The following is a 23542-nucleotide window of genomic DNA, read 5'->3' on the forward strand; positions in this document are numbered from 1 at the left end:
TCAGTGGGCCACCGGGTGGTGGCGGCGGGCGAGCAGCGCCGCCACCACTCCGGCCACCGTGAACGCCAGCGCCGCCGCGAGGACGAGCACGAGTGGAGCGGACCAGCCGCCCGTCGCGGAGTAGAGGGCACCGGCGAGCGGCGCCCCGAACGTCGCGGCGACGTAGCCGCCGGTCTGCACCCGCGCGGAGACGGTGGCCGCCTCCCGGTCGGTGCGGGTGACCCGCGCGATGATCGAGAGGATGGCGGTGAACCCGCCGCCCTGGCCCACGCCGCCGAGGATCGACCACGTGATGTACGCCTCCGGCGCGACGAGCAGGCCGATGGGGAGGGCGACCCAGCAGGCGCCGACGACCGCGACCGGCACCCACCCCGGAGCGCGCGCCGCCAGCGCGGGCACGCCGAACGCGCCCGCGACGGCGAAGATCTGGAACAGCGACGCCGTCACGCCGGAGGCCGCCGCATCCAGGCCGCGGGTGTCGGAGAGCAGGGTGGGGAGCCACGCCGAGACGGCGTAGTAGGCGAAGGACTGCCCGGCGAAGGCGATGAGCAGCAACCACCCGATCCGGGCCGCCGAGGACGACACCGGTTCAGCCGGTGCCTGCTCGGTCGGTGCCGGCGGCGCGGCCGCTGCGTGCCGGCGTCGCAGCCCGCGCCAGTACAGCGCGCCGGCTGCGGCGAGGACTCCCCACGTCGCCAGCGCCCACCGCCAGCCGACGACGGCGGCCAGCGGCGCGGTGCCCAGCGACGTGATCATCGAGCCCACGTTGAGGGACGCGGTGTAGAGCCCGGTCACCACACCTGCCCGCCGCCAGGGCACGTCGCGCCGGATGATCACCGGCATGACGATGTTCCCCACCATGATCGCGGCGCCGATCACCACCGTGCCGAGGAGGACGAGGGCGGTCGGCCCGGCGGAGCGCACGATCGTCCCGAGGAGCACGCCGAGCAGGCACAGCACGACCGCGCCCTCCGGGCCGGCGCGCCGGATCACCCGCGTGGCGGCCGGGCCGGCGAGCGCGAAGCAGAGCACCGGGAGGCTGGTGAGGAAGCCGGCGGTGGTGGTCGACAGTCCGAGGTCGTCGCGGATCGTCACGAGGACCGGGGCCGGCGCCACGATGGGCCCGCGGAGGTTGAGCGCGACGAGGACGACGCCGACGACGACGGCCCACGGCATGACCGTGCGCGCGGACGTGGGAAGGGAGGCCATTTCGTCGATGCTAAGCCGCGACCTCGACCGGTCGGGCAGCCACTCGACGCCCGAGCCGGCTCTCGTGGCCGACATCACCACCCGCTCGCAGAATCGGCACGCGCAGTGGCTCCGTGCGGTGCCGACCGCCGGGTCGGAAGCCGGGGTGCGCCCGGACCGATCCGTGTCACAGTGGGGCGCATGAGTGGCGACGAGGACCTCCTGGCTCGCGCTGCGAGCCACGGCCTCCGCCTTCATCCCGACTCCGTCCGCCGCAACGACGCGGGACTGGACTTCCGGGTGGCCTTTGCCGTCGACGTGCACGGGCGGCAGTGGGTGCTGCGCGTGCCGCGCCGGCCCGACGTCGTGGACGGTGTGGCGCAGGAGCAGGCGATCCTCGCCTTCGCCTCCCGGCACCTGCTCGTCGCCGTCCCGGACTGGCACGTGGTGGCCGACGACCTCGTCGCCTACCCGGTGCTGCCCGGCCGGCCCGGGCTCACCATCGAGGGGGAGCAGGCGACGTGGCACCTCGACCCGGCCTCGCCGCGCTACGCCGAGGACCTCGGCCGCCTGCTCGCCGCGCTGCACGACGCCCCGCTGGACGAGGCACGCGAGCTCGGGATCGAGGTCCGCAGCCCCGACGAGGTGCGGGAGAGCTGGGCGAACGACGTGGCCCTCGTCTCCGCCGAGTTCGACGTCGACCCCGGGCTCGAGGGGCGCCTGGCCGCCTGGCTCGACGACGACGGCCTGTGGCCCGAGGAGACCGTGTTCACCCACGGGGAGCTCTACCCGGCGCACGTGCTCATCGACGACGACGACGCCGTCACCGGGGTCCTCGACTGGACGACCGCACGTGGTGACGACCCCGCCCGGGACTTCATGTATCAGCACGCCTTCGCCCCACCGGAGGCCTTCGCGGCCACGACCCGGGCCTACACGGAGGCGGGTGGCCAGCCGGGGGAGCGCCTGGGTGAGCGGTGTGCGGCCCTGATGGCCGCGGGACCGGTCGGCTACGGCCTGTTCGCGCTCACCACCGGCAGGGACGAGCACCGCGCAGCGGCGCAGGCGCAGCTGCGCGCCGCCTGAGCGTCACGTCTCCTCCAGGGCGGCACCGCGGAACTCGGGCAGGAACAGCGAGCCCACCATGGCGACGACGAAGGCGATCCCGAAGGCGACGAAGGCGAGCGACGACCCTCCCGACGCGATGAAGAACGGGACCGCCAGTGGCGCGATGATGGAGGCCAGCCGGCCGAAGGCGGCGGCGCTGCCGGAGCCGGTCCCACGCAGGGCGGTGGGGTAGATCTCCGGGCTCACGGCGTAGAGCGCGCCCCAGGCACCGAGGTTGAACGCCGACAGCGCCATGCCGGCGGCGATGATCTGCGGGACGGTGGTGGCCTGGCCGAAGAGCACCGCCGCGACCGCCGAGCCCGCGAGGAAGGTCGCCAGGGTGGCGCGCCGCCCCCACTTCTCGATGAGGAACGCCGCGACGGCGTACCCCGGGAGCTGGGCGAGGGTGATGATCAGGGTGTACTCGAAGGACTTGACGAGCGAGAAGCCCTGGCTGACCAGGAGGGACGGCAGCCAGATGAAGGCTCCGTAGTAGGCGAAGTTCACCCCGAACCACACCACCCACAGCGCTGCGGTCCGGCGCCGGAAGCGGGCGGTCCACAGCTCACGCCAGTGCGGCGGCGCCGCGGGCTCCTCGGCGATGGCCGGGGAGGGGACGGGCCGCTGGCCGGCGGACTCCTCGTACACACGGACCGCGGCCTCGGCCTGGTCCGCGCGCCCGGTGCGCTCGAGGAAGCGCACCGACTCCGGCAGCCGCATCCGCACGTAGATCGCGTAGACGGCGGGGACCATGCCGATGACGAACGCCCAGCGCCAGCCGTTCTCGGCGTCCACGACGAAGTAGCCGATGAGGGCCGCCGCGATCCACCCGAGGGCCCAGAAGGCCTCGAGGATGACGACGACCCGCCCGCGGATCCGCTTGGGTGCGTACTCGCTGACGAGGGTGGAGGCCACCGGGAGCTCGGCCCCGAGGCCGAGTCCGACGAGGAAGCGCAGCACGATGAGCATGACGAGCCCGGTCGCCAGCGCGGAGGCGCCGGTGGCCAGCCCGTAGATGAGCAGGGTGAGGGCGAAGACCTGGCGCCTGCCGATGCGGTCGGCGAGCAGCCCGCCGACGCTCGCGCCGATCGCCATGCCGACGAAGCCGACCGAGGCGATCCACGACTGCTCGGCGGCGCTGAGGTCCCAGGCCTGGGCGAGGGCGGCGATGACGAAGGAGATGAGGCCGACGTCCATCGCGTCCAGCGCCCAGCCGACGCCGGACCCGCCGAGCAGCTTGCCGTGGGCGCGGGTGAAGGGCAGCCGGTCGAGGCGTTCGGCCCGGGTGAGCGACTGGGTGGGGAGCGCGTCGTCGGTGTGCGCGGCCATGAGTGGGTCCCTGGGTGGTGGAGGGCTGGACGCCGGGAGCGTAGCAGTTAATCTCAGGTTGAGTATAACGCGGGCCGCCCTGCGGTGCCCGGAGGAACATCCGCTACATGAGCTGCACGGCGAGCACGTGCGTCACGGGCCGGCCGTCGAGCCGGTAGCCGACATCGAGCTTGTGCGGCCCCGGCGTGGGAACCCTGCTGCGCGACCCACTCGAGCAGTCGGCCGAAGGACTCGGCGATCGCACCGGGCGGGCCGTCGTGCGCCAGCTGCGCCCACGGACCGCCGGGGACCACCGTGCGTACCGCCCCTGCCGGCCCTGGCAAGTCCGGAGCGTCCGGGCCATCCCCTCACCCCTCGACGACGTGGTCGCGACCGTAGCGGTCCCCGTGCTCCGGGCGCTAGACCCCCGGCGGCCTTCCGGCAGGAACCGTCACGTGAGGGCGTCGACGACGGCGGGCGCGGCGGCCGGTGGCAGCTGCAGCAGCACGCCGGTCGCGACCGACCCCCGCCACGCCGCGAGCTGGTCGCGGAGCTGGTCGGGACGTCCCACGAGCGCGACGTCGAGGACGAGCTCCGTCGGCACCGCCCGGGCCGCCGCGGCGCGGTCGCCCGTCGCCCAGAGGCGGGCGACCTCCGCGCAGGCGGCGTCGTACCCGAGCCGTTCGAGCGCCTCCCGGTGGAAGTTCGACGTCGCCGAGCCCATGCCCCCGACGTACAGCGCCACGTGGGGCCGGACCAGGTCGGCGGCCTGCTCCACGTCCCTCCCGACGGCGACCGGCAGGGACGCGTTGACCTCGAAGCGCTCGCGGGGGGACAGCTCGGGTGCGCGTCGGGCGAACCCGGCCTCCAGCTGCTCCCGCGCCCAGGTGTCGAGGCGGGGGGTGAAGAAGGCCGGCAGCCAGCCGTCGGCGATCTCGGCGGCGAGGGCCACGTTCTTCGGGCCCTGGGCGGCGAGGTGGATCGGCAGGTCGGCCCGGAGCGGGTGCACGGTGGCGCGCAGCGCCTTGCCCTCTCCGGTGGCCGCGTCACCGTCGAGGGGGAGCCGATAGTGCCGGCCCTCCATGCGCACGGGTGCTTCCCGCCGGAGCACCTGGCGCACGACGTCGACGTACTCACGGGTCCGTTCGAGCGGACGGCGGTAGGGCTGGCCGTACCAGCCCTCGACGACCTGGGGGCCCGACGCTCCCAGCCCCAGGACGAAGCGACCCCCGGAGAGGTGGTCGAGGCTGAGCGCGGCCATCGCCGTCGCCGTCGGGGTCCGGGCGGAGAGCTGGGCGATTCCGGTCCCGAGCCGGACGCGGGAGGTCCGGGCGCCCCACCAGGCGAGCGGCGTGAGGGCGTCCGAGCCGTAGGCCTCGGCCGTCCACACGGAGTCGAGGCCCGCGGTGTCGGCGAGCTCGACGGCCGCGGCCGCCCCCTCGGGCGGGCCGGAGGACCAGTAGCCCAGGTGCAGGCCGACCCGCAGCGGCGGGTGGCCGGTGCCGTCGTCCGTCACCGCTGCCCGCCCACGTGGGGCATGACCTCACCGGCGATGAGGTCGAGGTGCTCGAGGTCGGCCATGTCCAGGCACTGGAGGTAGACGCGGGTGATGCCCTGGGCGGCCAGCGCCTGGAGGCCCTCGACGACCTCGTCGGGCGTGCCGGCCAGCCCGTTGCTGCGCAGCTCGCCGGCCTCGCGTCCGATCGCGGCGGCGCGCCGGCGCACCTCCTCCTCGTCCCGGCCCACGCAGGCGACGAACGCGGCGGAGTAGACGAGCTCGTCGGGGTCACGGTCCACGGCCTCGCACGCCGCCCGCACCCGGTCCCGCTGGGCGGTGACGGCACCCTTCTCGGGGAAGGACTGGTTGTACTCGGTGGCGAAGCGTGCGGCGAGCTGGGGCGTCCGGCGCGGGCCGTTGCCGCCGACGACGAGCGGCACCCGCTCCTGCACCGGCTTGGGCAGCGCGGGTGACTCGCTGAGCTGGTATTGGACGCCGTCGTAGTCGAAGGTCTGCCCCACCGGCGTGGACCACAGGCCCGTGATGATCTCCAGCTGCTCGGTGAGCAGCCCGAAGCGCTTGTCCGGGAACGGGATCCCGTAGGCGGCGTGCTCCTCGGCGAACCAGCCGGCGCCGAGGCCCAGCTCGACGCGGCCACCGGACATGTCGTCGACCTGGGCGACCTGGACCGCCAGGACGCCCGGGAGGCGGAAGGTGGCGGAGGTGACCAGGGTGCCGAGCCGGATCGTGGACGTCTCGCGGGCGAGGCCGGCGAGGGTCGTCCAGGCGTCGGTCGGTCCGGGGAGCGGGTCGCCGCCACCCATCCGCAGGAAGTGGTCGGAGCGGAAGAAGGCCGAGAAGCCGAGCTGCTCGGCGCGCTGGGCCAGGGCGAGCTGGTCGGCGTAGGAGGCGCCCTGCTGGGGCTCGACGAAGATGCGAAGGTCCATGCCCCTAGCGTGCCAGGCATGGGAGCACCCGCGGGCTCCTGACCGAGGTCAGGGTGCCGTGGTGGACGAGCCACGGCCCCCGCGGGTGCCGGTGACTGCCGGGATCTCGCCGCCGCCTGGCGGTGGGACCGACAGATCCGTCCGTCGGACGGCTAGCGGACAGCCACCTCACGTGTCCACATGTCAATCATCTCTTGGACCACCTCCTTTCCCGTGTACGGACGAGCGTAGGCAGCCTCGTCGGGGGGTGTCACGAGAATTACGGCTCAGGACCCGAGCTCGGTCTCGGCGGCGACCTGCGCGGTGGCGAGCGCCTCCGCGAGGGGCAGCTCACCGCGGTACAGCTGGTCCAGGACCGGGCGCACCGACTGCAGGACGTCCTGAGCGCGAGGACCCGTCGCGGCCGTGACGACGGCGGGCGCCTCGAGCGCGGCCGAGGCGTCCACCCCCCGGTCGGCCCAGGCTCGCAGGAACAGGTCCTGCGCCCCCGTCGCGGCGGGGACACCGACGCCGTGGCTGGCCAGGGCGGACTGCCCGTCCGCGGAGGCGATCCAGTGCAGCACCTCGATCGTCGCCTCCGGGTTGGGGCTCGCGGCGTTCACCGCCGCGGCGACACCGTCGACGACCGCGACGGACCGGTCCGGCCCTGCCGGGACCGGCGCCAGCCCCCAGTCACCCTCCGCGTGCTCGGCGACGTGACGCATGTCCGCGGAGGTGGACTGGAACAGCGCCATCCGCCCGGCCGTGAACAGCTCGCGGGCGGTGACGGTCGGGTCGCCGACGGGAGGGGCGGCGGGCAGCTCGGCGAGGTACCCGAACGCCGCCCGGCCCTCGGGCCCCGTGAGCGTGAGCTCCTCGTGCGGCACCGCACCGAGCTGGGCGAGGAAGGGCAGCCACACCGCGGGGGCGGTGAGGTCGGTGTTGATGCCGTACTCGGCGACGGAACCGGGGTCGAAACCCTCCTCCGAGGCGGTGCGCCCGTCATCGTCGCGGGTGAGGTCACGGACCGCCTGGCGCAGGGTGTCGGTGGGGGTGTCGTCGACCGGCTCGGGTGTCGCGGCGGGTTCCGGGGTCGGGGCCGCGGAGGCCTCCGGGGCGGCGGGCTCGCCTGCCCTGGCGTCCCCGGCGGGGTCGGCGTCCGCCGAGGAGGCGACGGGTGGCGGCTGGACGACGGCCGGGTCCCAGGTCAGCGTGGTCGGGTCGACGCCGGCGCGGTCGACGAGCTCGGTGTTGTAGAACAGCACCGTGGAGTCCCACAGCTGGGGCACCGCCCACAGGACGTCGTCGCGGGTGAAGAGGTCGGTGACGGCGGGCTCCCACTGCTCGTGGTCCTCGCCCAGCGCCTCGTCCAGCTCGACGAGGTCGCCCGCGTGGGCGTGGGCGGCGACGGCGTCGCTCGTCGTCCAGAAGATGTCGGCCATGGTGCCGTCGGCGAGGTCGGCGGCAACCTCCTCGGCGTAGGACTCCTGCGGCACGACCTCGACGTCGACGTGGACGTCCCGGTTGATCGCGTTGAAGGCGTCGAAGGACTCGCGGTAGGCGCTCGCGGCGGCCTCGTCCCACAGGCGGAAGGTCACCGTGGAGAAGCCGGCCGAGGCGGCGTCGCCCGAGTCGTCGCTCGCGGGCTCGCCGCACCCCGCCACCAGCGCTACGAGCGCGACGGCGGCGGCGCAGGCTCGCGCCTGGCGGGACATGGGTCCTCCTGAGGTCCGTACGGGCCAAGGCTACCCGGAAGCCGTGACCTCGTGGTGACCGAACCGCGACGCGGCTGTGGGAAACACATCGCTCTTTCATGGCATGTCACGGATCTCATCGGCACCGTGCAGCAATGCCAGGCAGGAAAAGTAATTCGCGCGCGCCGGTCTAGCGCGTCAACGATTGACACAGCCGGGGGTCTGCGCCTAGCGTGACGCTGGCCACATCGCAGTGCCGAAAGGAAGTGCCATGCGCGCCCGACGACGTCGCGTCGCCCTCGCCGTGTCAGCCGGCCTCGTCCTCGCCGCCGTGGTCCCGGCCGCGACCGCCACCGCCTCGGACCCGCCGGACCTCGACGCGGTCGTCGAGGGCATGACCTTGGAGGAGAAGGTCGGCCAGATGTTCGTGCCGTACATGTACGGCTCGACGATCGACGAGGAGGATCCCCGCAACCTGGCCGCTGCCGGCGTGCCGAGCATCGGGGAGATGATCGAGGAGTTCCACCCCGGCGGCATCATCTACTTCGGCTGGTCGAACAACCTCGAGTCACCCGGCCAGGTCGCCCGGCTGTCCAACGACATCCAGGCCCGTGCCACCGCCGACGGCGGGATCCCGATGACCACCTCGATCGACCAGGAGGAGGGCGTGGTCGTCCGGCTGCCGCAGCCGTCGGCCCAGCTGCCCGGGGCGATGGCCCTGGGGGCCACGCGGGACCCCGAGCACGCCCGTGACGCGGCGCGGGTCACCGCGGAGAAGCTCGCCGCCGTCGGCGTCAACCAGGACTACTCGCCGATCGCCGACGTCAACTCCAACGCCCAGAACCCCGTCATCGGTGTGCGCGCCTTCGGGGGCGACACCGACCTCGTGTCCTCGCTCGTGACCGCACAGGTCCACGGCTTCCAGGACGACGGCGGGATCTCGGCCTCCGTCAAGCACTTCCCCGGCCACGGGGACACCGCCGTCGACTCCCACTACGGCGTGCCCCTCATCGACAAGACCGAGGCGGAGTTCCGCGCCGAGGACCTGCCGCCCTTCCGGGCGGCCATCGAGGCCGGCACCGACTCGATCATGACGGCCCACATCGTCGTCCCCGCGCTCGACCCGTCCGGGCGGCCCGCGACCTTCTCCTACCCGATCCTCACCGAGGTGCTGCGCGAGGAGCTGGGCTTCGACGGCGTCATCGTCACCGACTCACTGTCGATGCAGGGGGCGCGCGACGAGTTCGGTGACGAGCGGGTCCCGGTCGAGGCGATCCTCGCCGGTGCCGACCAGATGCTCATGCCGCCGAACCTGCGCGTGGCGTACGACGGGGTGATGGCCGCCGTCGCGGACGGCGAGATCACCGAGGAGCGCATCGACGCCTCGGTGCGGCGGATCCTCGAGCAGAAGGCCAAGCGCGGTGTCCTCGCCGACCCGATGGTCGACCTCGGCGCGGTCGCCGACGTCATGGCCACGCCCGGGCACTACGACACCGCCGCCGAGATCGCCGACGACAGCATCACGCTGCTCGACAACGCGGACGGCCTGCTCCCGCTCGCCGACGGCACCGACGTCTTCCTCACCGGGTGGGGCGGTGCGGCGCGGCTCACCACGACGGCCGACGAGCTTTCCCTGCGCGGCGCGGACGTGACCGTGCACCCCGCTGCGGACCCCACGGCCGCGCAGATCACCGCGACCGTCGCGGCCTCCGCGGGGCACGACGTCGTCGTCGTCCTCACCCACTCGGCCGCCTTCGCCCCGAGCGCCGCCCAGCGGTCCCTCGTCTCCGCGCTCGCCGCCACCGACACACCGGTCGTCCAGGTGGCCGTGCGCAACCCCTACGACGTCGCCGGCACGGCAGCGACCGACGCGGCGCTCGCGGCGTACGGCTACGCCGACGTCTCCCTCGAGGCGACGGCCCGGGTCCTCATGGGGGACGTCAACCCGGTGGGCCGGCTCCCCGTCGCCATCCCGACCGCGTCGGGCACCGGCACGCTCTTCCCGCTCGGGCACGGGCTGCACTACCCGGTGACGCCGGAGCCGGTGACCTTCGTCGACCGCCCCGGGCGCGGCCAGGACGCCTACTCCGTCCCGGAGGTCCAGGGCGTCGACTACACCGTCGCGGGCACGGTCGTCGCGCCGGGCACCCACCGGAGCACCCGTGACGTCACCGTCACCGCCGTCGCCCGGGACGGCTACGAGCTGGCCACAGGCGCGACGACCGAGTGGCGCTCCGCGTTCACCACCGGACTGCCCGGGAGGGCTGCCCTACCGCCGCACGCCGGCCACTGACCCGCACGTCCAGTTGCACGACCCAACGAAGGGGGAATGGTCATGACTGTTCGAAAGCCCTCACGCGGCGGCGTCGCCGTTGCGCTGGCCCTGTCCGGGGCCCTCACCCTCGGTGCCGGCACCCTTGCCGGTGCCGACCGCGGACCGGGGCACGGACCACCGTGGCACGAGGAGGACGGTCCCACCGTGGAGCTCGGTGTCGAGGTCCTGCTCGAGGACCAGCTCGACCTGCTCGATGGCAAGCGGGTCGGGCTCATCACCAACCCGACCGGCGTGGACAGTGAGCTCACCCACACGATGGACCTGCTCGTGGAGCACGAGGACGAGGGCGGCTACGAGCTCACCGCGCTCTACGCGCCCGAGCACGGCATCCTCGGCGGCGCGCCGGCGGGAGCCAACGTCCCGAACTACGTCGACCCGCGGACCGGCCTCACGGTGTGGTCGCTGTACGGGGCGACCCAGCGGCCGACCGAGGAGATGCTCGAGGACGTCGACGTCCTCGTCTTCGACATCCAGGACATCGGTGCCCGCTTCTACACGTACATCTGGACGATGTACTACGCGATGGACGCCGCGGCGGAGTACGGCAAGGACTTCATCGTCCTCGACCGGCCCAACCCGCTGGGCGACCGGATGGACGGGCCGGTGCTCGACCCGGCGCTCTCCTCCTTCGTCGGGCTCCGCGAGATCCCGATGCAGCACGGCCTGACGGTGGGTGAGCTCGCCGCCCTGTTCAACGGCGAGTTCCTCGAGGAGCCCGTGGACAACTTCCACGTCGTCGAGATGGACGGGTACGACCCGGACGACTTCGTCGAGGGGTACGGGCTGGAGTGGGTCCCGCCCTCCCCGAACATCCCGACGCTGGAGACGGCGTGGGCGTACGTCGGCACCGGGCTCATCGAGTCCCTCGACGCCTCCGAGGGGCGCGGCACCACGATGCCGTTCCTGTGGATCGGGCACGGCGACATCGACGAGGTCGCGGCGTACAACCTCGCGGAGGACCTCAACTCCCGGGGCCTCGAGGGTGTGCACTTCCGTCCGATGTTCGCGAACCCGACGACGAGCAAGCAGGCCGGGCGGCTCTCCGGCGGCGTCCAGGTGCACATCACCGACCCGGAGGCCTACGTGCCGGTCCGGACGGGGCTCCACGTGCTCCAGGCGTTCTACGACACCGAGGGCGTCGACTGGCGCGAGGGCACCATCTACCCGAACCAGCAGTGCGAGACCGAGGCGGACACCTGCTGGATCGACCGCCTCTCCGGTGACAAGGACGTGCGCCTGCAGCTCGAGGCCGGCGTCCACCCGGACGAGATCATCGCCGGCTGGGCGGAGGAGCTTGCGGCCTTCAACGAGGTCGCCGAGGACTACCGTCTCTACGAGGACGACCGCCGTCCCGGCCACGGCCACGGACGTGGCGGACCCGGCGACGGGTGGACACCGCCCGGTCACGGCGGCACCCCGCCCGGCCACCGCGGCTGAGCCCGCCGGTACGTCGGTGCCCGCCCCGGATCCGCCGGGGCGGGCGCGGTCGCAGCAGAAGGAGACGCGATGGTCGACCTCTCGGGAGTGCACCTGGCAGCAGGTGAGGCGTTCAGCACCCGGGAGGTCGACCTCGCCCGCCTGTCGCACGACGCCTCGCACTACCTCCTCCGTCCGCGGGCGGTGGTCACCGCCACGTCCACGGAGCAGGTGGCGGCGGTCATGGCGGCGGCCGGACGCGCCGGGACCCCCGTGCCGCTCACCTTCCGCGCGGGGGGCACGAGTCTGTCCGGGCAGGCGGTGGGTGACGGTGTGCTCGTCGACGTCCGCCGTCACCAGCAGGACGTCGAGGTGCTCGACGACGGCGCCCGCGTGCGCTGCCAGCCGGGCGCGGTCCTGCGGCGGGTCAACGCGGCGCTCGCGCGGCACGGTCGCCGTCTCGGTCCCGACCCGGCGAGCGAGATCGCCTGCACCATCGGGGGGGTGGTGGCGAACAACTCCTCGGGGATGACGTCGGGGACGGTGGCCACCGCCTACCGGACGCTGGACTCGATGGTGCTCGTGCTGCCCAGCGGCACGGTCGTCGACACGGCCGCACCGCACGCGGACGCGCTGCTCGCCACCCTGGAGCCGGAGCTGTACACGGGGCTGCTCCGGCTCCGGGACCGTGTCCGCTCGCGGCCCGACCTCCGCCGTGCCGTCGAGCACCAGTTCTCGATGAAGAACACGATGGGCTACGGGCTGGACGCGCTGCTCGACCACGACTCCGCCGTCGAGATCCTCGCCCACCTCGTCGTCGGGTCGGAGGGGACGCTCGCCTACCTCGCCGAGGTGACCCTGCGGACCGTGCCGCTGCTGCCGCACGCGGCCACCGCCCTGCTCGTGCTCGACTCGATCGGTGCGGCGACGGACGCGCTGCCGGCGCTCGCCGCGTCGTCGGCGGTGGCGATCGAGCTCATGGACGCCGCGGCCCTCCGGGTGGCGCAGCGCGACCCCCGCGCCGACCCGGTCCTGCGCGAGCTGGCGGTCGACCGGCACACCGCGCTGCTCGTCGAGCTGCAGCACGCGACGGCGGACGGGCTGGCGGACCTGGTGGCCGCGGCGGAGCCGACCCTCGCCGGTCTCGCCGCCACCGCCGGGACGCCGCTGACGTCCGACCCGCGCTCGCGTGCGGCGATGTGGCAGGTGCGCAAGGGGTTGTACGCGGCGGTCGCCGGCGCCCGGCCGCCCGGGACGACCGCGATGCTCGAGGACGTCGTCGTGCCCGGGCCGGCGCTGACCGACACGGTGCGCTCGCTCGAGGGGCTGCTTGCCCGGTACGGCTACGCCGACGCCGTCACCTTCGGGCACGCCAAGGACGCCAACCTCCACTTCATGATCAACCCCGACTTCGGGGACCCGCGGGCGCGCGACGCGTACGCCTCGTTCAGCGAGGAGCTCGCCTCGCTCGTCCTCGACGCCGGGGGCTCGCTCAAGGCGGAGCACGGCACCGGGCGGATGATGGCTCCATTCGTGCAGCGCCAGTACGGCGAGGAGCTGTACGGGGTCATGCGCGAGATCAAGCGGCTGTGCGACCCGCACGGGATCCTCGCGCCCGGCGTCGTCATCTCCGACGACGCGACGATCCACCTGCGTGACCTCAAGCGCTACCCGCAGGTCCACCCCGAGCTCGACCGGTGCGTCGAGTGCGGCTTCTGCGAGCCGGCCTGCCCCTCGCGGCACACGACGACGACTCCCCGGCAGCGCATCGCCTTGCTGCGGGAGGCCGCGGACTCCGGGCCGGAGCGCCGCGCCGGGCTCGAGCGGGACTACGACTACGCGGCGGTGCAGACCTGCGCCGCCGACTCGCTGTGCCGGGTCGCGTGCCCGGTGGACATCGACACCGGTGCGGTGATGAAGACCTTCCGCGCCGAGGCGAACGGGCCGCTGGTGCAGGCGGTCGGGCGGCGGGTGGCCGAGGCGTGGGGGCCGACGACGACGGCGCTCCGGGCCGGTCTGGCCGTCGCCGACCACGTGCCCGGCCCCGTGCTCGACGTCGCGACGACGGCGGCGCGCGCCCTCGTCGGCCGCCGGGGCCGCGACTGGCTGCCCCACGTCGACGGGCGTCTCCCCGGCCCCGGCCGCCCCCGCAGCGCGCTCCTCGCACCCCCCACCCCCACCCCCGCGCCCCCCACCCCCGCGCCGACAGCGGAGTTGTTGCCAGGCGCGGACCAACCCTCGGCGCCGACAGCGGCGTTGTTTCCAGCGGCGGTTCGGCACGTGGCGGCGGGGCCCGGTGATCACGAGGCGGTGTTCTTCCCGGCGTGCATCGGGTCGCTGTTCGCACCGGAGGACGGGCCGAGCGCGCTCGGTGCCGGGGGCGCCTTCGTCGCGCTGTGCCAGCGGGCCGGGGTGCGGCTCGCGGTGCCGGCGGGCATCGACGGCCTGTGCTGCGGCACGGTGTGGGAGTCCAAGGGCCTCACGGCCGGCGCGGCAGCGATGGCGGCACGCGTCGCGGCCTCGGTGTGGGAGCTGACCGACGGAGGCCGCCTGCCGCTGGTGTGCGACGCGACGAGCTGCACGCACGGCCTCGAGTCGATCGGCGCCCGGCTGACCGGTACGGCGGCGAAGCGCTGGGCACGGGTGAGGATCGTGGACGCGGTGACCTTCACCCGGGAGCGCCTGCTCGACCGGTTGGACATGCAGGAGGAGGCACTGCTCGACCGGCTTGTCGTCCACCCGACGTGCTCGGCCGTGCACCTCGGCGCGGTCGAGGACCTCGAGGTGGTCGCCGCGGCGGCAGCTCGGGAGGTCACCGTGCCGGTCGAGTGGGGGTGCTGCGGAACCGCCGGTGACCGCGGCATGCTCCACCCCGAGCTCCCCGCCGGTGCCACCGAGCGCGAGGCGGCCGAGGTGGCCGCGACCGAGCGCGTCGACGGGCGCTTCGACGCCTACGCCTCCTGCAACCGCACCTGCGAGATGGGCATGACGGCAGCGACCGGTCGCCCCTACCGTCACGTCCTGGAGATTCTCGAGGCGGTCACCCGGCCGTGACGCCACGTCCGTGCGTCCGGACGGCCCATCGGCACATGCCGGGGCGCCCCACCTGGGCGACACGGGCGACGCGTACAGTGGCTCGTTCCGAGGAGTCCACCGAAGGAGCGCAGTGACCGAGCGTCCCACCCGCCGCAAGAGGCCGCAGACGGTTCTGGAGGTGGTCAGCCGGGAATGGCTGACTCCCAGCATGGTGAGGCTGTACCTCGGCGGCTCGAACTTCCGGGCGTTCACGACCAACGAGTTCACCGACAAGTACGTCAAGCTCTACTTCGTGCGACCCGAGCTCGGTCTCGAGCCGCCGTACGACGTCGCGGAGCTGCGGGAACGACTTGCCCCGGCGGACCTCCCTGTGACGCGGACGTACACCGTGCGTGAGGTGAACGCCGTGGAGGAGTGGCTCTCGATCGACGTTGTCGTGCACGGGAGTGAGGGCGTCGCCGGGCCGTGGGCCGCTCGGGCGCAGCCCGGAGAGCGGGTGGTGCTCTCCGGTCCCGGCGGCGCCTACCGCCCGGACCGGGACGCGGACTGGCATCTGTTCGCCGGGGACGAGTCGGCGCTTCCGGCGATCGCCGCTGCCCTCGACGACCTTCCGGATGACGCTCGCGGCGTGGCCCTCATCGAGGTCACCGGCCCCGAGGACGAGATCCCGGTGCACGCACCGGCGGGAGTCGACGTCCGGTGGCTGCACCGCGCGCCGGCCGTCGCCGGTGCCTCGACGATCCTCTCGGACAGCGTCGCTGCACTCGAGTGGAGGGCTGGACGGGTGCAGGTGTTCGCCCACGGTGAGCGGGAGTCGATGAAGGCGCTGCGTGACATCCTCTTCGTCGGTCGCCGGCTCGAGCGTTCCCAGGTCTCGATCTCCGGGTACTGGGCGTACGGACGCACCGAGGACCGCTTCCAGGCGGAGAAGCGTGAACCGGTCGGAGTGATCCTGCCGCCTGAATAGCGCGTGGCCATGGCCGAACCGGGACGGCCGGCGTCCGAGTCGTATACGATCGGTCGCGAGCGTGCCGTCGGACTGTCCCGATGAACGCCCGGTGGCGCGCACGATTCGAGGAGGAACGCGGAGCATGACGACGCTCGACGACCAGACCATCACGGCGATCGCGGACGAGCTGGCCGCCGCCGAGCGGGACCGCACGACCGTCCCGCTGCTCACGGCGCGGCACCCCGACATGACCGTCGACGACTCCTACGCGGTGCAGAACGAGTGGCGCCGCAGGGGCGTCGCGGCCGGACGCCGGCTGGTGGGGCGCAAGATCGGTCTGACGTCGCGGGTGATGCAGCAGGCGACCGGCATCACCGAGCCCGACTACGGTGCCATCTTCGCCGACGCCGTCTTCGAGAACGGCTCGGAGATCGAGCACGACCGCTTCTCCAACGTCCGCATCGAGGTGGAGCTGGCGTTCCGGCTCGCCGAGCCGCTCGCGGGTCCCGACGTCACTGTCTTCGACGTCCTGCGCGCCACCGAGTACGTCGTCCCCGCGCTGGAGATCCTCTCCTCCCGCATCGAGCTGCAGGGCCGCACCATCGTCGACACGATCAGCGACAACGCTGCCTTCGGCGGTCTCGTCTACGGCGGCAACCCGGTGAAGGTCGGCGAGCTGGACCTCCGCTGGGTCTCGGCGCTGCTCTACCGCAACGAGGTCATCGAGGAGTCCGGGGTCGCGGCCGCGGTGCTCAACCACCCGGCCACCGGTGTGGCGTGGCTGGCGAACAAGCTGGCCCAGCACGGTGACCGGCTCGAGGCGGGGGAGATCGTGCTCGCCGGCTCCTTCACCCGCCCCATGTGGGTGGAGAAGGGCGACACCGTGCTCGCCGACTACCGAGAGATGGGGACGATCTCGTGCCGCTTCGTCTGACCCTGCGCGACGCGCTCGCCCGGTCCACCCGCCCGCTCGCCGGGATCTGGATCTGCTCCGGCAGCCCCGTCGTCGCCGAGATCGTCGCCGGCTCGGGGATCGACTGGGTGCTCATCGACCAGGAGCACGGGCCCAACGACCTGGGCTCCACGCTCAGCCAGCTGCAGGCGGTTGCCGCCTACCCGGTCACCCCGGTGGTCCGCGTGCCGTCGCACGACCCCGTGACGATCAAGCAGGTCCTCGACCTCGGCGCCCAGAACCTCCTGGTGCCGATGGTCTCCTCCGCGGGGCAGGCGCAGGAGGTGGTGCGGGCCGTGAGCTACCCGCCGCTCGGGATCCGCGGGGTCGGCTCCGCCCTCGCGCGCTCCGCCCGCTGGAACCGGGTCGACGGCTACCTGACGAGCGCCAATGAGCACGTGTCCCTCATCGTCCAGATCGAGACCGCCGAGGGCGTCGACGCCGCAGCGGAGATCGCCGCGGTCGAGGGTGTGGACGGGGTGCTCGTCGGCCCCTCGGACCTCGCGGCCTCCATGGGCATCCTGGGCGAGCAGACCCATCCCGACGTCGTCGCCGCGGTGCACCGCACGTTCGAGGCCGTCCGGGCCGCCGGCAAGCCGGTCGGCGTCAACGCCTTCGACCACGCCGTCGCTCAGTCCTACCTCGACGCCGGAGCGACCTTCGTCCTCGTCGGCGCCGACGTCGCACTCCTCGCCCGGGGCACCGAGGCGCTCGCGGCCCGGTTCAGTAGCTCCGATGGCGACGGCGACCGCCCCTCCTACTGACCTCTGTCGGCTCCCGGAAGGCGGGCCCGGAGGAGGCGGCAGGGGACGTTGTTCGCAGACGTCAGCTTGATCCACCTGGCGGATCAAGCTGACGTCCCGGCACGAGGTCGTCCCTCCGCCGAGGCACGGCCGGGAGCGGTGGAGCGACGTCAGGTTGACTCGCCTCGTGGATCATCCTGACGTCCCGTCACGAGGCCATGCCCTCGGCGTCGTCCTTGGTGCGTCGGCCGGGGTCAGTGGACGGTGAGCAGCGGCTCCGCGGGCTCGAGGTCGCCGGCCAGTGCCTGCCGGGCGAGCAGCGCGGCGCCGTCCAGCGAGCTTCCGCGAGGAGGCTCGAGGACGACGTCGCGGCGCAGCTCCCGCAGCGACTCGCGCATCGTCTCCAGCACCACGGCCGCGCCGAAGATCCCGCCGGTCCACGAGGCCAACGGCGGCACCGGCGGGCGCAGCGCCGCGGCGAGGCTGCGAGCGAGCTCGCGGCCTGCCGCCGCGAGGATCTCGGCCGCAACGTCGTCCTCGTCCGCCGCGAGGGCGACGACGTCGGTGACGACGGAGGCGAGCACCCCCGCCCTGTCCTCCCGCATGTAGATCTGGCGCGGCCACGTCTCCGGGACGCCGAAGCGCTCGACGGCGGAAGCCAGCAGGGCGGGGGCGTCGGCCCGCCGCCCGTCGTGCTGCTCGAGTGCCGCCTGCAACGCGCGCATCCCGATCCACGAGCCCGAGCCCGCGTCGCCGAGCACGTGGCCCCACCCGTCGACCTTCCGCCAGCACCCGGTGAGGTCCGTGCCCAGCGCCGTCGAGCCGGTCCCGGTGAGGACCACTGCTCCCGGCCGCCCGCCGAGCGCGCCGACGGCGGAGGTGACGGCGTCGGAGGCGACGACGGTGCGCACCTCACCGAGCGCGGACCGGACGGCGTCGAGCACCACCTGCGGGCCGTCGGACAGGGTGAGGATGCCGCTGGACCCCACACACACGGCGGCAACGTCGCCGGCTCGCAGCCCCAGCTGCGAGACGAGGGAGGTGACCAACGGCGCCGCGACGAGCCCCGCGGGGCTCACCCGCAGCCGCTCACCGGTCACCTCCCGGACGCCGTCGGGCGCGACGAGGCGCGCCCGGGAGCCGGAGCCGCCGAGGTCGACGGCGAGGACTGCGCTCACGCCGCTACTTTCCCATCCCGGCGGTGAGGCCGGCGATGATCTGCCGGGTGGCGACGAGGAAGAGGAGGATGAGCGGGACCGTCGCGATGACGAGGCCGGCGAAGAGGGTGGACCAGTCGGTCTGGTACTCCCCGAAGAACGTCGTCAGCCCGACGGGCAGGGTGTAGTTCTCCCGGTTGCGGATGAGGATGAGCGGGTAGAAGAAGTCGTTCCAGATCGGCACGAACCGGAAGACGACGACGGTCGCGATCGCCGGCCGCACGAGCGGGGCCATGACGCTCCAGAACATCCGGAACGGGCCCGCGCCGTCCAGCCGCGCCGCCTCCTCCAGCTCCCCGGGCAGCTGCCGGAAGAACGTCGTGAGGACGAACACCGAGAACGGCACGCTCACCGCCGCGTAGACCATGACGAGCCCGATCCGGGTGCTGATGAGGCCGAACGAGTCGAGCAGGTAGAAGATCGGCACGATCATGAGGAACACCGGCATCATGAGCCCGGAGACGAAGATCGTCTCGATGACCGACATGAGCCGGCCCCTCGCGCGGGCCAGGGCGTAGGCGGCCAGCAGCGAGACCGCGGTCGCGATGACCACCGAGGACACCGTGACGATGATCGAGTTCATGAAGTACGTCGAGAACGACGCCTCGATCCACGCCCGCTGGTAGCTCGTGAAGTCCGGCTGCAACGGCAGGCCGAGCGGCTGGGTCGCCAGGTCCCGGTTCGTCCGCAGCGAGTTGAGCAGCATGATGAGCAGCGGCACGACGGCGACGGCGGCGTAGAGCCACAGCGCCGTCGTCGTCGCGGCCGCGGCCCAGCCTCGCTCACGTCTGCCGCGCCGGGGTCGCGCCGTCGGGTCGTCGACCACCGGCGGCACGACGGGGTGGCCGTCGTCGCCGCCCGGGCGGTGGGCCGTGGGAGCAGTGGCGCTCATCCGAGGATGTTCCTCTCGGTGCGGCGGAACCAACGGGTGAAGACCGTCGAGAGCCCGAAGATGAACAGGAACAGCAGGATCGCGATTGCCGACGACGTCCCGATGGCGTTCGAGGAGCCGGACTCGAAGGCCGTCCGGTAGAAGACGAGCGACATGACGTCGGTCGCCCCCGCCGGGCTGCCGGTCGAGCCGCCCAGCGCGTAGGGGATCGGGAAGGCCTCCATCGAGAAGATGAAGGTGAGCACGCTGACCGTCCCGATGATCGGTGCCATGAGCGGCAGCGTGATGGCGAAGAAGCGCTGCGGTCCCGACGCGCCGTCGAGCTCGGCGGCCTCGTCCAGCTCCGGCGGCAGCCCACCGAGGGCCGCCCCGTACAGGAGGAGCGGGAAGCCGACCCACTGCCACGCGGTGACGAGCACGACCACCCACAGCGCCGTGCCGGGTGTCCCCAGCCAGGGCAGCGCGAGGGAGTCGAGCCCCACCGCCTTGAGGACGGCGTTGACCGGCCCGAACAGCGGGGACAGCAGCAGCGACCACAGGTAGCCGACGACCAGGGGGCTGACCAGGTACGGCATCGTGTACAGCACCTGGAAGAAGCGCCGGAAGCGCGCCCGGCGGTGCAGGATGACGGCGAAGAGCAGCCCGACCGAGTTCTGCACGACCATCGCGCCGCCGAACATCAGCAGGTTGTGGCCGAACGCCCGGGGCAGCGAGGTGCGGTAGGGCTCCGCGGTGAAGAGCTGGACGAAGTTCGCCAGCCCGACGAACTCCTCCTGGCTCGTCCCGCGCCACGAGTACATCGAGTAGGTCACTGCGGTGGCCATCGGGTACAGGACGAACACCGCGAAGAGCACCGCCGCGGGGGCGATGAACAGGAGGGCGACGCGGGTCGGCAGCGCCGCCGTCAGGGTGCGACGGCGGCGCTGCCCGGCCACGGAGGCCGTGTGTGCGGGAGTGGTGCTCACTGGCCCGGGGTGAACCATTCGGACAGGCCGCTCTGGACGTCGGCGGCCACCTCGGCCGGGGACTTCTCACCGAGGAACAGCTGCTGGACGCCGGTGCCGACGAGGTCCGTGCCGCTCGGGTCGCCGTAGCGGAAGTTCACCAGGTGCAGGTAGGGCGCCGGGCTCTCCTGGTACAGGTCCCACATCTCCTGCATGAGCGGGTCCTCGAAGGTGACGCCGGGGACGGGGGAGAACTGCTTGAGCTCGTTGGCGACCAGCTGCCCGAACTCCTCGGTGGCGAGCCACTGGATGAGGGTCTCGGCCTCCTCCGGGTGGGCGCTGTTCGCGCTCAGGCCCCAGTTGCCGTCGGCGTACGCCGGGGTGACCGACTGGTCGAGGGCGGACCCGGGCGGCGGCGGCACCTGGAAGACACCGAGCTCCATCTCCGGGTTCTCCGCCTGGAAGAACGCCAGCTCGAAGGAGCCGCCGGGGAACATCGCCGCCTGCTCGGTGGTGAACAGGACCTGGGACTCGGTGTAGCTGACCCCGACGACGTTCTCGGGCATGTACTCCTGCACGTCGACGACCGTCTGCAGCGAGTCGACGTAGGCCGGGTCGGTGAAGTCGGTGTCACCCGCGAGGATCGCCTCCTCGAACTGCGCCCCGCCGTACTGGGCGGAGCCGAGGATGTCGTGGACGATCGGCATCATCCACGCGTCGAGCCCACCGACCGACATCGGCGTGACACCGGCGTCGGCGAGCGTCTGGTTGACCTCGATGAACTCGTCCCACGTCGTCGGCTCCTCGAGCCCGTGCTCCTCGAAGATCGCGGTGTTGTAGTACATCTGCAGCGTCTGGGAGGCGAACGGCACGCCGTAGGTCTGCCCGTCCTCGCGGCCCTTGGCGCCCGCGAGGATCGTCTCGTCGAACTCGCTCACCTCCGGCACGACGTCGTCGAGCGCGACGAGGTTGCCGCCCTCGACGAGCGGCTGGAGCAGCCCGTAGCTGCGGACCTGGGCGACGTCGGGGCCGTCGCTACCGGTGAGCCCGGTCTGCAGGATCTGGTTGTACTCGGTGTTGACGAAGGCCTGGAAGTCGACCGTGATGCAGGGGTTCTGCTCCTCGAAGGCGGGGAAGATGACGTCGTTGTAGACGTCGGCGTCCTCGGTGCGCCAGGACCACACGCGCAGCGTGACGTCCTCGGCACACTCCTCGCCGTCGGCCCCGTCCTGGGTCTGGTTCTGTCCGGCGTCCTCGTCGGCGGGGTCGGGCGCGTCCGACGACGGCGCGCACGCAGCGAGGAGGAGGAGGCTGGACACCGCTGTCGCGGCGAAAATGCGGCGTTGCATCATGGATCCCTTCGTGACGGGGTTCTGGTGGTCAGTGGCTGGACGGCCGCCCGGACGACGCCGCCAGCGGAGTCGAGGGCGGCCCGGGCGCTGGAGGTATCGGTGTCGGCCAGGCTCATGACGAGCGCGACCTTGAGGTCGCCGTCGGCCTGCTCGAGGAGCGACTCGCAGGTGGCGCGGTCGAGGCCGGTCGCCTGGTGGAGGATCGTCACGGTGCGGGCCCGCAGCTTCTGGTTGGTCGCGACCATGGAGACCATGAGGTTGGACCACGTGCGGCCCAGCCGGACCATGAGGGCCGTGGAGAAGCTGTGGAGCACGAGCTTCTGCGCCGTCGCCGACTTCATCCGGGTGGATCCGGTGAGCGCCTCCGGCCCGGTGTCGACGACGATCTCGACGTCGACGCTCCCGAGGAGCCGCGACCGGGGGTTGGAGGTGATGAGCGCCGTGAAGGCGCCCTGCTCGCTCGCGTGAGCGAGTGCCCCCGCGACGTACGGGGTGCGGCCCGATGCCGCCAGGCCGATGACGACGTCGTGCTCGCCCACCTCCCCGAGGTCGCGCCGCCCGGCGGTGGTGTCGTCCTCGACGTTCTCCGCGGCCCGGATGATCGCGGGCGGCCCGCCCGCGAGGTGGGCCGTGACCACGCCCTCCTCGAGCCGGAAGGTGGGCAGCAGCTCGGCGGCGTCGACGACGGCGATGCGCCCGCTCGTCCCGGCGCCGACGTAGTGGACGGCGCCGCCGGCACGGACCCGCTCCGCCGCGCCGTCGACCAGGCGGGCGAGCGCGGGCAGGGTGGCGGCGACCGCGCCGGGTACGAGCTGGTCCTCGGCGTTGATGAGCCCGAGCAGCTCGAGGGTGTCGACGACGTCGAGGTCGACGGTGCGCGGGTTGCGCTCCTCGGTGGGCGAGTCGACGGCGACGCCCCACCGGGCGCTCTCTGCTCGCGTCATCGCTGCCTCCTCGCGTGTTCCCGATGATGAACCCTGCTCGCGGCGCGACGCCGTGACAGTCTGTTGCGGAGGACGATGCCCCGTGACGGAGCGGAAGTCAAGGACTTACGCCGTTGTAGAATCACGGAGAAGTAACTTTCATCAAGGAGGATGCCATGATCGAGCCCGCTCCCCCCGACGGTGCGGCGCTGGTCAGCCGGATCAGCGCGATGCTCCCGGAGCTGCGGCCCGCCGAGCGCCGCGTGGGGGAGGCCGTGGTCGCCGACCCCACCTCCGTCGCCCGTGAGTCGATCACCGCGCTCGCCGAGCGGTGCCGGACCTCCGCCCCGACCGTCGTGCGGTTTGCCAAGCGCATGGGCTTCTCCGGCTACCCGCAGCTGCGGCTCGCCCTGGCCAAGGCCGCCGGCATCGAGGAGGGCCGCACTGCCCGCGGCCCCATCTCCGGGACCCTCGACCCGGGTGACACCCTCGAGCAGGTCGTCGCCAAGATCGGCTACGCCGACGCCCGTGCCATCGAGGACACGACGGCGATGCTCGACATCGCCGCCCTCGAGGCCGCCGTCGAGGCGCTCGTGACGGCCCGCCGGATCGATCTCGTCGGCGTCGGTGCCAGCGGGGTCACCGCCGTCGACCTGTGCCAGAAGCTCGCCCGCCTCGGGCTCAACGCCGTCCACCACGCCGACCGCCACGCCGCGCTCACCGCCGTGTCGCTGCGTGGCCCGGGCGACGTCGTCATCGCGGTCTCCCACTCGGGCAGCACCCCGGACGTCATCGCGCCGACGCGGCTGGCCGTCGAGCAGGGGGCGACGGCGATCGCCATCACCAACCACCCGGGCTCGAAGCTCGCCCAGACGGCGGACGTCGCGCTCGTCACGACGACCCGGGAGACGACCTTCCGCTCCGGTGCGATGGCCAGCCGGATCGCCCAGCTCGTCGTCGTCGACTGTGTCTTCGTCGGCGTCGCGATGCGGGACATGCCTGCCACGCGCGCCGCCCTGGACGCGAGCTTCAAGGCTGTCGCGGACCTCTGACCGCTAGCCT

At 72.9% G+C, this 23542-nt stretch carries 18 protein-coding genes; 8 read left to right on the plus strand and 10 right to left on the minus strand.

The genetic code is table 11. The features are described 5' to 3' along the window. The gene (locus VR894_RS05005) at positions 1-1209 is read right to left on the minus strand and encodes an MFS transporter (protein ID WP_324650250.1); all 1209 of its coding nucleotides are present in this window, start codon (positions 1207-1209) and stop codon (positions 1-3) included. A gap of 180 nt (positions 1210-1389) precedes the next feature. Between VR894_RS05005 and VR894_RS05010 the strand changes: the two genes are divergently transcribed. Then, positions 1390-2274: a macrolide 2'-phosphotransferase gene (locus VR894_RS05010; RefSeq protein WP_324650251.1), complete on the plus strand. Its 885-nt coding sequence runs from the start codon at positions 1390-1392 to the stop codon at positions 2272-2274. A 3-nt stretch (positions 2275-2277) separates the two neighbouring features. On the opposite strand, the gene VR894_RS05015 is transcribed toward VR894_RS05010, so the two are convergent. From VR894_RS05015 to VR894_RS05030, 4 genes are all read right to left on the minus strand, one after another. Then, on the minus strand, positions 2278-3624 hold the full coding sequence (locus VR894_RS05015) for an MFS transporter (protein WP_324650252.1): 1347 nt from the start codon (positions 3622-3624) through the stop codon (positions 2278-2280). Between the two features lie 430 nt (positions 3625-4054). Then, the gene (locus tag VR894_RS05020) at positions 4055-5089 is read right to left on the minus strand and encodes an LLM class F420-dependent oxidoreductase (RefSeq protein WP_324650519.1); all 1035 of its coding nucleotides are present in this window, start codon (positions 5087-5089) and stop codon (positions 4055-4057) included. 26 nt (positions 5090-5115) lie between these two features. Beyond that, positions 5116-6048 carry an LLM class F420-dependent oxidoreductase gene (locus VR894_RS05025; RefSeq protein WP_324650253.1) on the minus strand — a complete coding sequence of 311 codons (933 nt, stop codon included), beginning with the start codon at positions 6046-6048 and terminating at the stop codon, positions 5116-5118. 266 nt (positions 6049-6314) lie between these two features. Then, positions 6315-7742 carry an ABC transporter substrate-binding protein gene (locus VR894_RS05030; protein ID WP_324650254.1) on the minus strand — a complete coding sequence of 476 codons (1428 nt, stop codon included), beginning with the start codon at positions 7740-7742 and terminating at the stop codon, positions 6315-6317. Positions 7743-7992: 250 nt separating this feature from the next. On the opposite strand from VR894_RS05030, the gene VR894_RS05035 reads away from it, so the two are divergent. The 6 genes from VR894_RS05035 to VR894_RS05060 all read left to right on the plus strand — a co-directional run bounded on the left by VR894_RS05035 (position 7993) and on the right by VR894_RS05060 (position 17173). Next, positions 7993-10014, plus strand: a complete 2022-nt coding sequence (locus tag VR894_RS05035) for a glycoside hydrolase family 3 protein (RefSeq protein WP_324650255.1) — start codon at positions 7993-7995, stop codon at positions 10012-10014. Positions 10015-10056: 42 nt separating this feature from the next. Further along, positions 10057-11493, plus strand: coding sequence for a DUF1343 domain-containing protein (locus VR894_RS05040; protein WP_324650256.1), 1437 nt, complete (start codon positions 10057-10059; stop codon positions 11491-11493). Positions 11494-11562: 69 nt separating this feature from the next. Further along, positions 11563-14526, plus strand: a complete 2964-nt coding sequence (locus VR894_RS05045) for an FAD-binding and (Fe-S)-binding domain-containing protein (RefSeq protein ID WP_324650257.1) — start codon at positions 11563-11565, stop codon at positions 14524-14526. Positions 14527-14686: 160 nt separating this feature from the next. Next, on the plus strand, positions 14687-15475 hold the full coding sequence (locus tag VR894_RS05050) for a siderophore-interacting protein (protein WP_324650520.1): 789 nt from the start codon (positions 14687-14689) through the stop codon (positions 15473-15475). A 124-nt stretch (positions 15476-15599) separates the two neighbouring features. Continuing rightward, positions 15600-16391 carry a 2-oxo-hept-4-ene-1,7-dioate hydratase gene (gene hpaH, locus VR894_RS05055; RefSeq protein WP_324650258.1) on the plus strand — a complete coding sequence of 264 codons (792 nt, stop codon included), beginning with the start codon at positions 15600-15602 and terminating at the stop codon, positions 16389-16391. Beyond that, positions 16376-17173, plus strand: a complete 798-nt coding sequence (locus VR894_RS05060) for an HpcH/HpaI aldolase/citrate lyase family protein (protein ID WP_324650259.1) — start codon at positions 16376-16378, stop codon at positions 17171-17173. The genes hpaH and VR894_RS05060 overlap by 16 nt, the downstream gene beginning before the upstream one ends. 233 nt (positions 17174-17406) lie before the next feature. Here the strand turns inward: VR894_RS05060 and VR894_RS05065 are convergent, their stop codons facing one another. The 5 genes from VR894_RS05065 to VR894_RS05085 are packed head-to-tail and all read right to left on the minus strand — an operon-like array spanning position 17407 to position 22501. Then, complete coding sequence (locus VR894_RS05065; RefSeq protein ID WP_324650260.1) at positions 17407-18330, minus strand: N-acetylglucosamine kinase; 924 nt, start codon at positions 18328-18330, stop codon at positions 17407-17409. A gap of 4 nt (positions 18331-18334) precedes the next feature. Further along, positions 18335-19261 carry a carbohydrate ABC transporter permease gene (locus VR894_RS05070; RefSeq protein WP_324650261.1) on the minus strand — a complete coding sequence of 309 codons (927 nt, stop codon included), beginning with the start codon at positions 19259-19261 and terminating at the stop codon, positions 18335-18337. Then, on the minus strand, positions 19258-20226 hold the full coding sequence (locus VR894_RS05075) for a sugar ABC transporter permease (RefSeq protein ID WP_324650263.1): 969 nt from the start codon (positions 20224-20226) through the stop codon (positions 19258-19260). Before VR894_RS05075 ends, VR894_RS05070 begins: the two co-directional genes overlap by 4 nt. After that, positions 20223-21554 carry an ABC transporter substrate-binding protein gene (locus tag VR894_RS05080; protein ID WP_324650264.1) on the minus strand — a complete coding sequence of 444 codons (1332 nt, stop codon included), beginning with the start codon at positions 21552-21554 and terminating at the stop codon, positions 20223-20225. Before VR894_RS05080 ends, VR894_RS05075 begins: the two co-directional genes overlap by 4 nt. Beyond that, complete coding sequence (locus tag VR894_RS05085; protein WP_324650265.1) at positions 21554-22501, minus strand: N-acetylmuramic acid 6-phosphate etherase; 948 nt, start codon at positions 22499-22501, stop codon at positions 21554-21556. The genes VR894_RS05080 and VR894_RS05085 overlap by 1 nt, the downstream gene beginning before the upstream one ends. Positions 22502-22656: 155 nt before the next feature. Between VR894_RS05085 and VR894_RS05090 the strand changes: the two genes are divergently transcribed. Continuing rightward, on the plus strand, positions 22657-23532 hold the full coding sequence (locus VR894_RS05090; RefSeq protein ID WP_324650266.1) for a MurR/RpiR family transcriptional regulator: 876 nt from the start codon (positions 22657-22659) through the stop codon (positions 23530-23532). The last annotated feature ends 10 nt before the right edge of the window (positions 23533-23542 follow it).

Source organism: Georgenia sp. H159 (assembly GCF_035607575.1).
In the GTDB taxonomy this organism is placed as follows: Bacteria; Actinomycetota; Actinomycetes; order Actinomycetales; family Actinomycetaceae; genus Oceanitalea.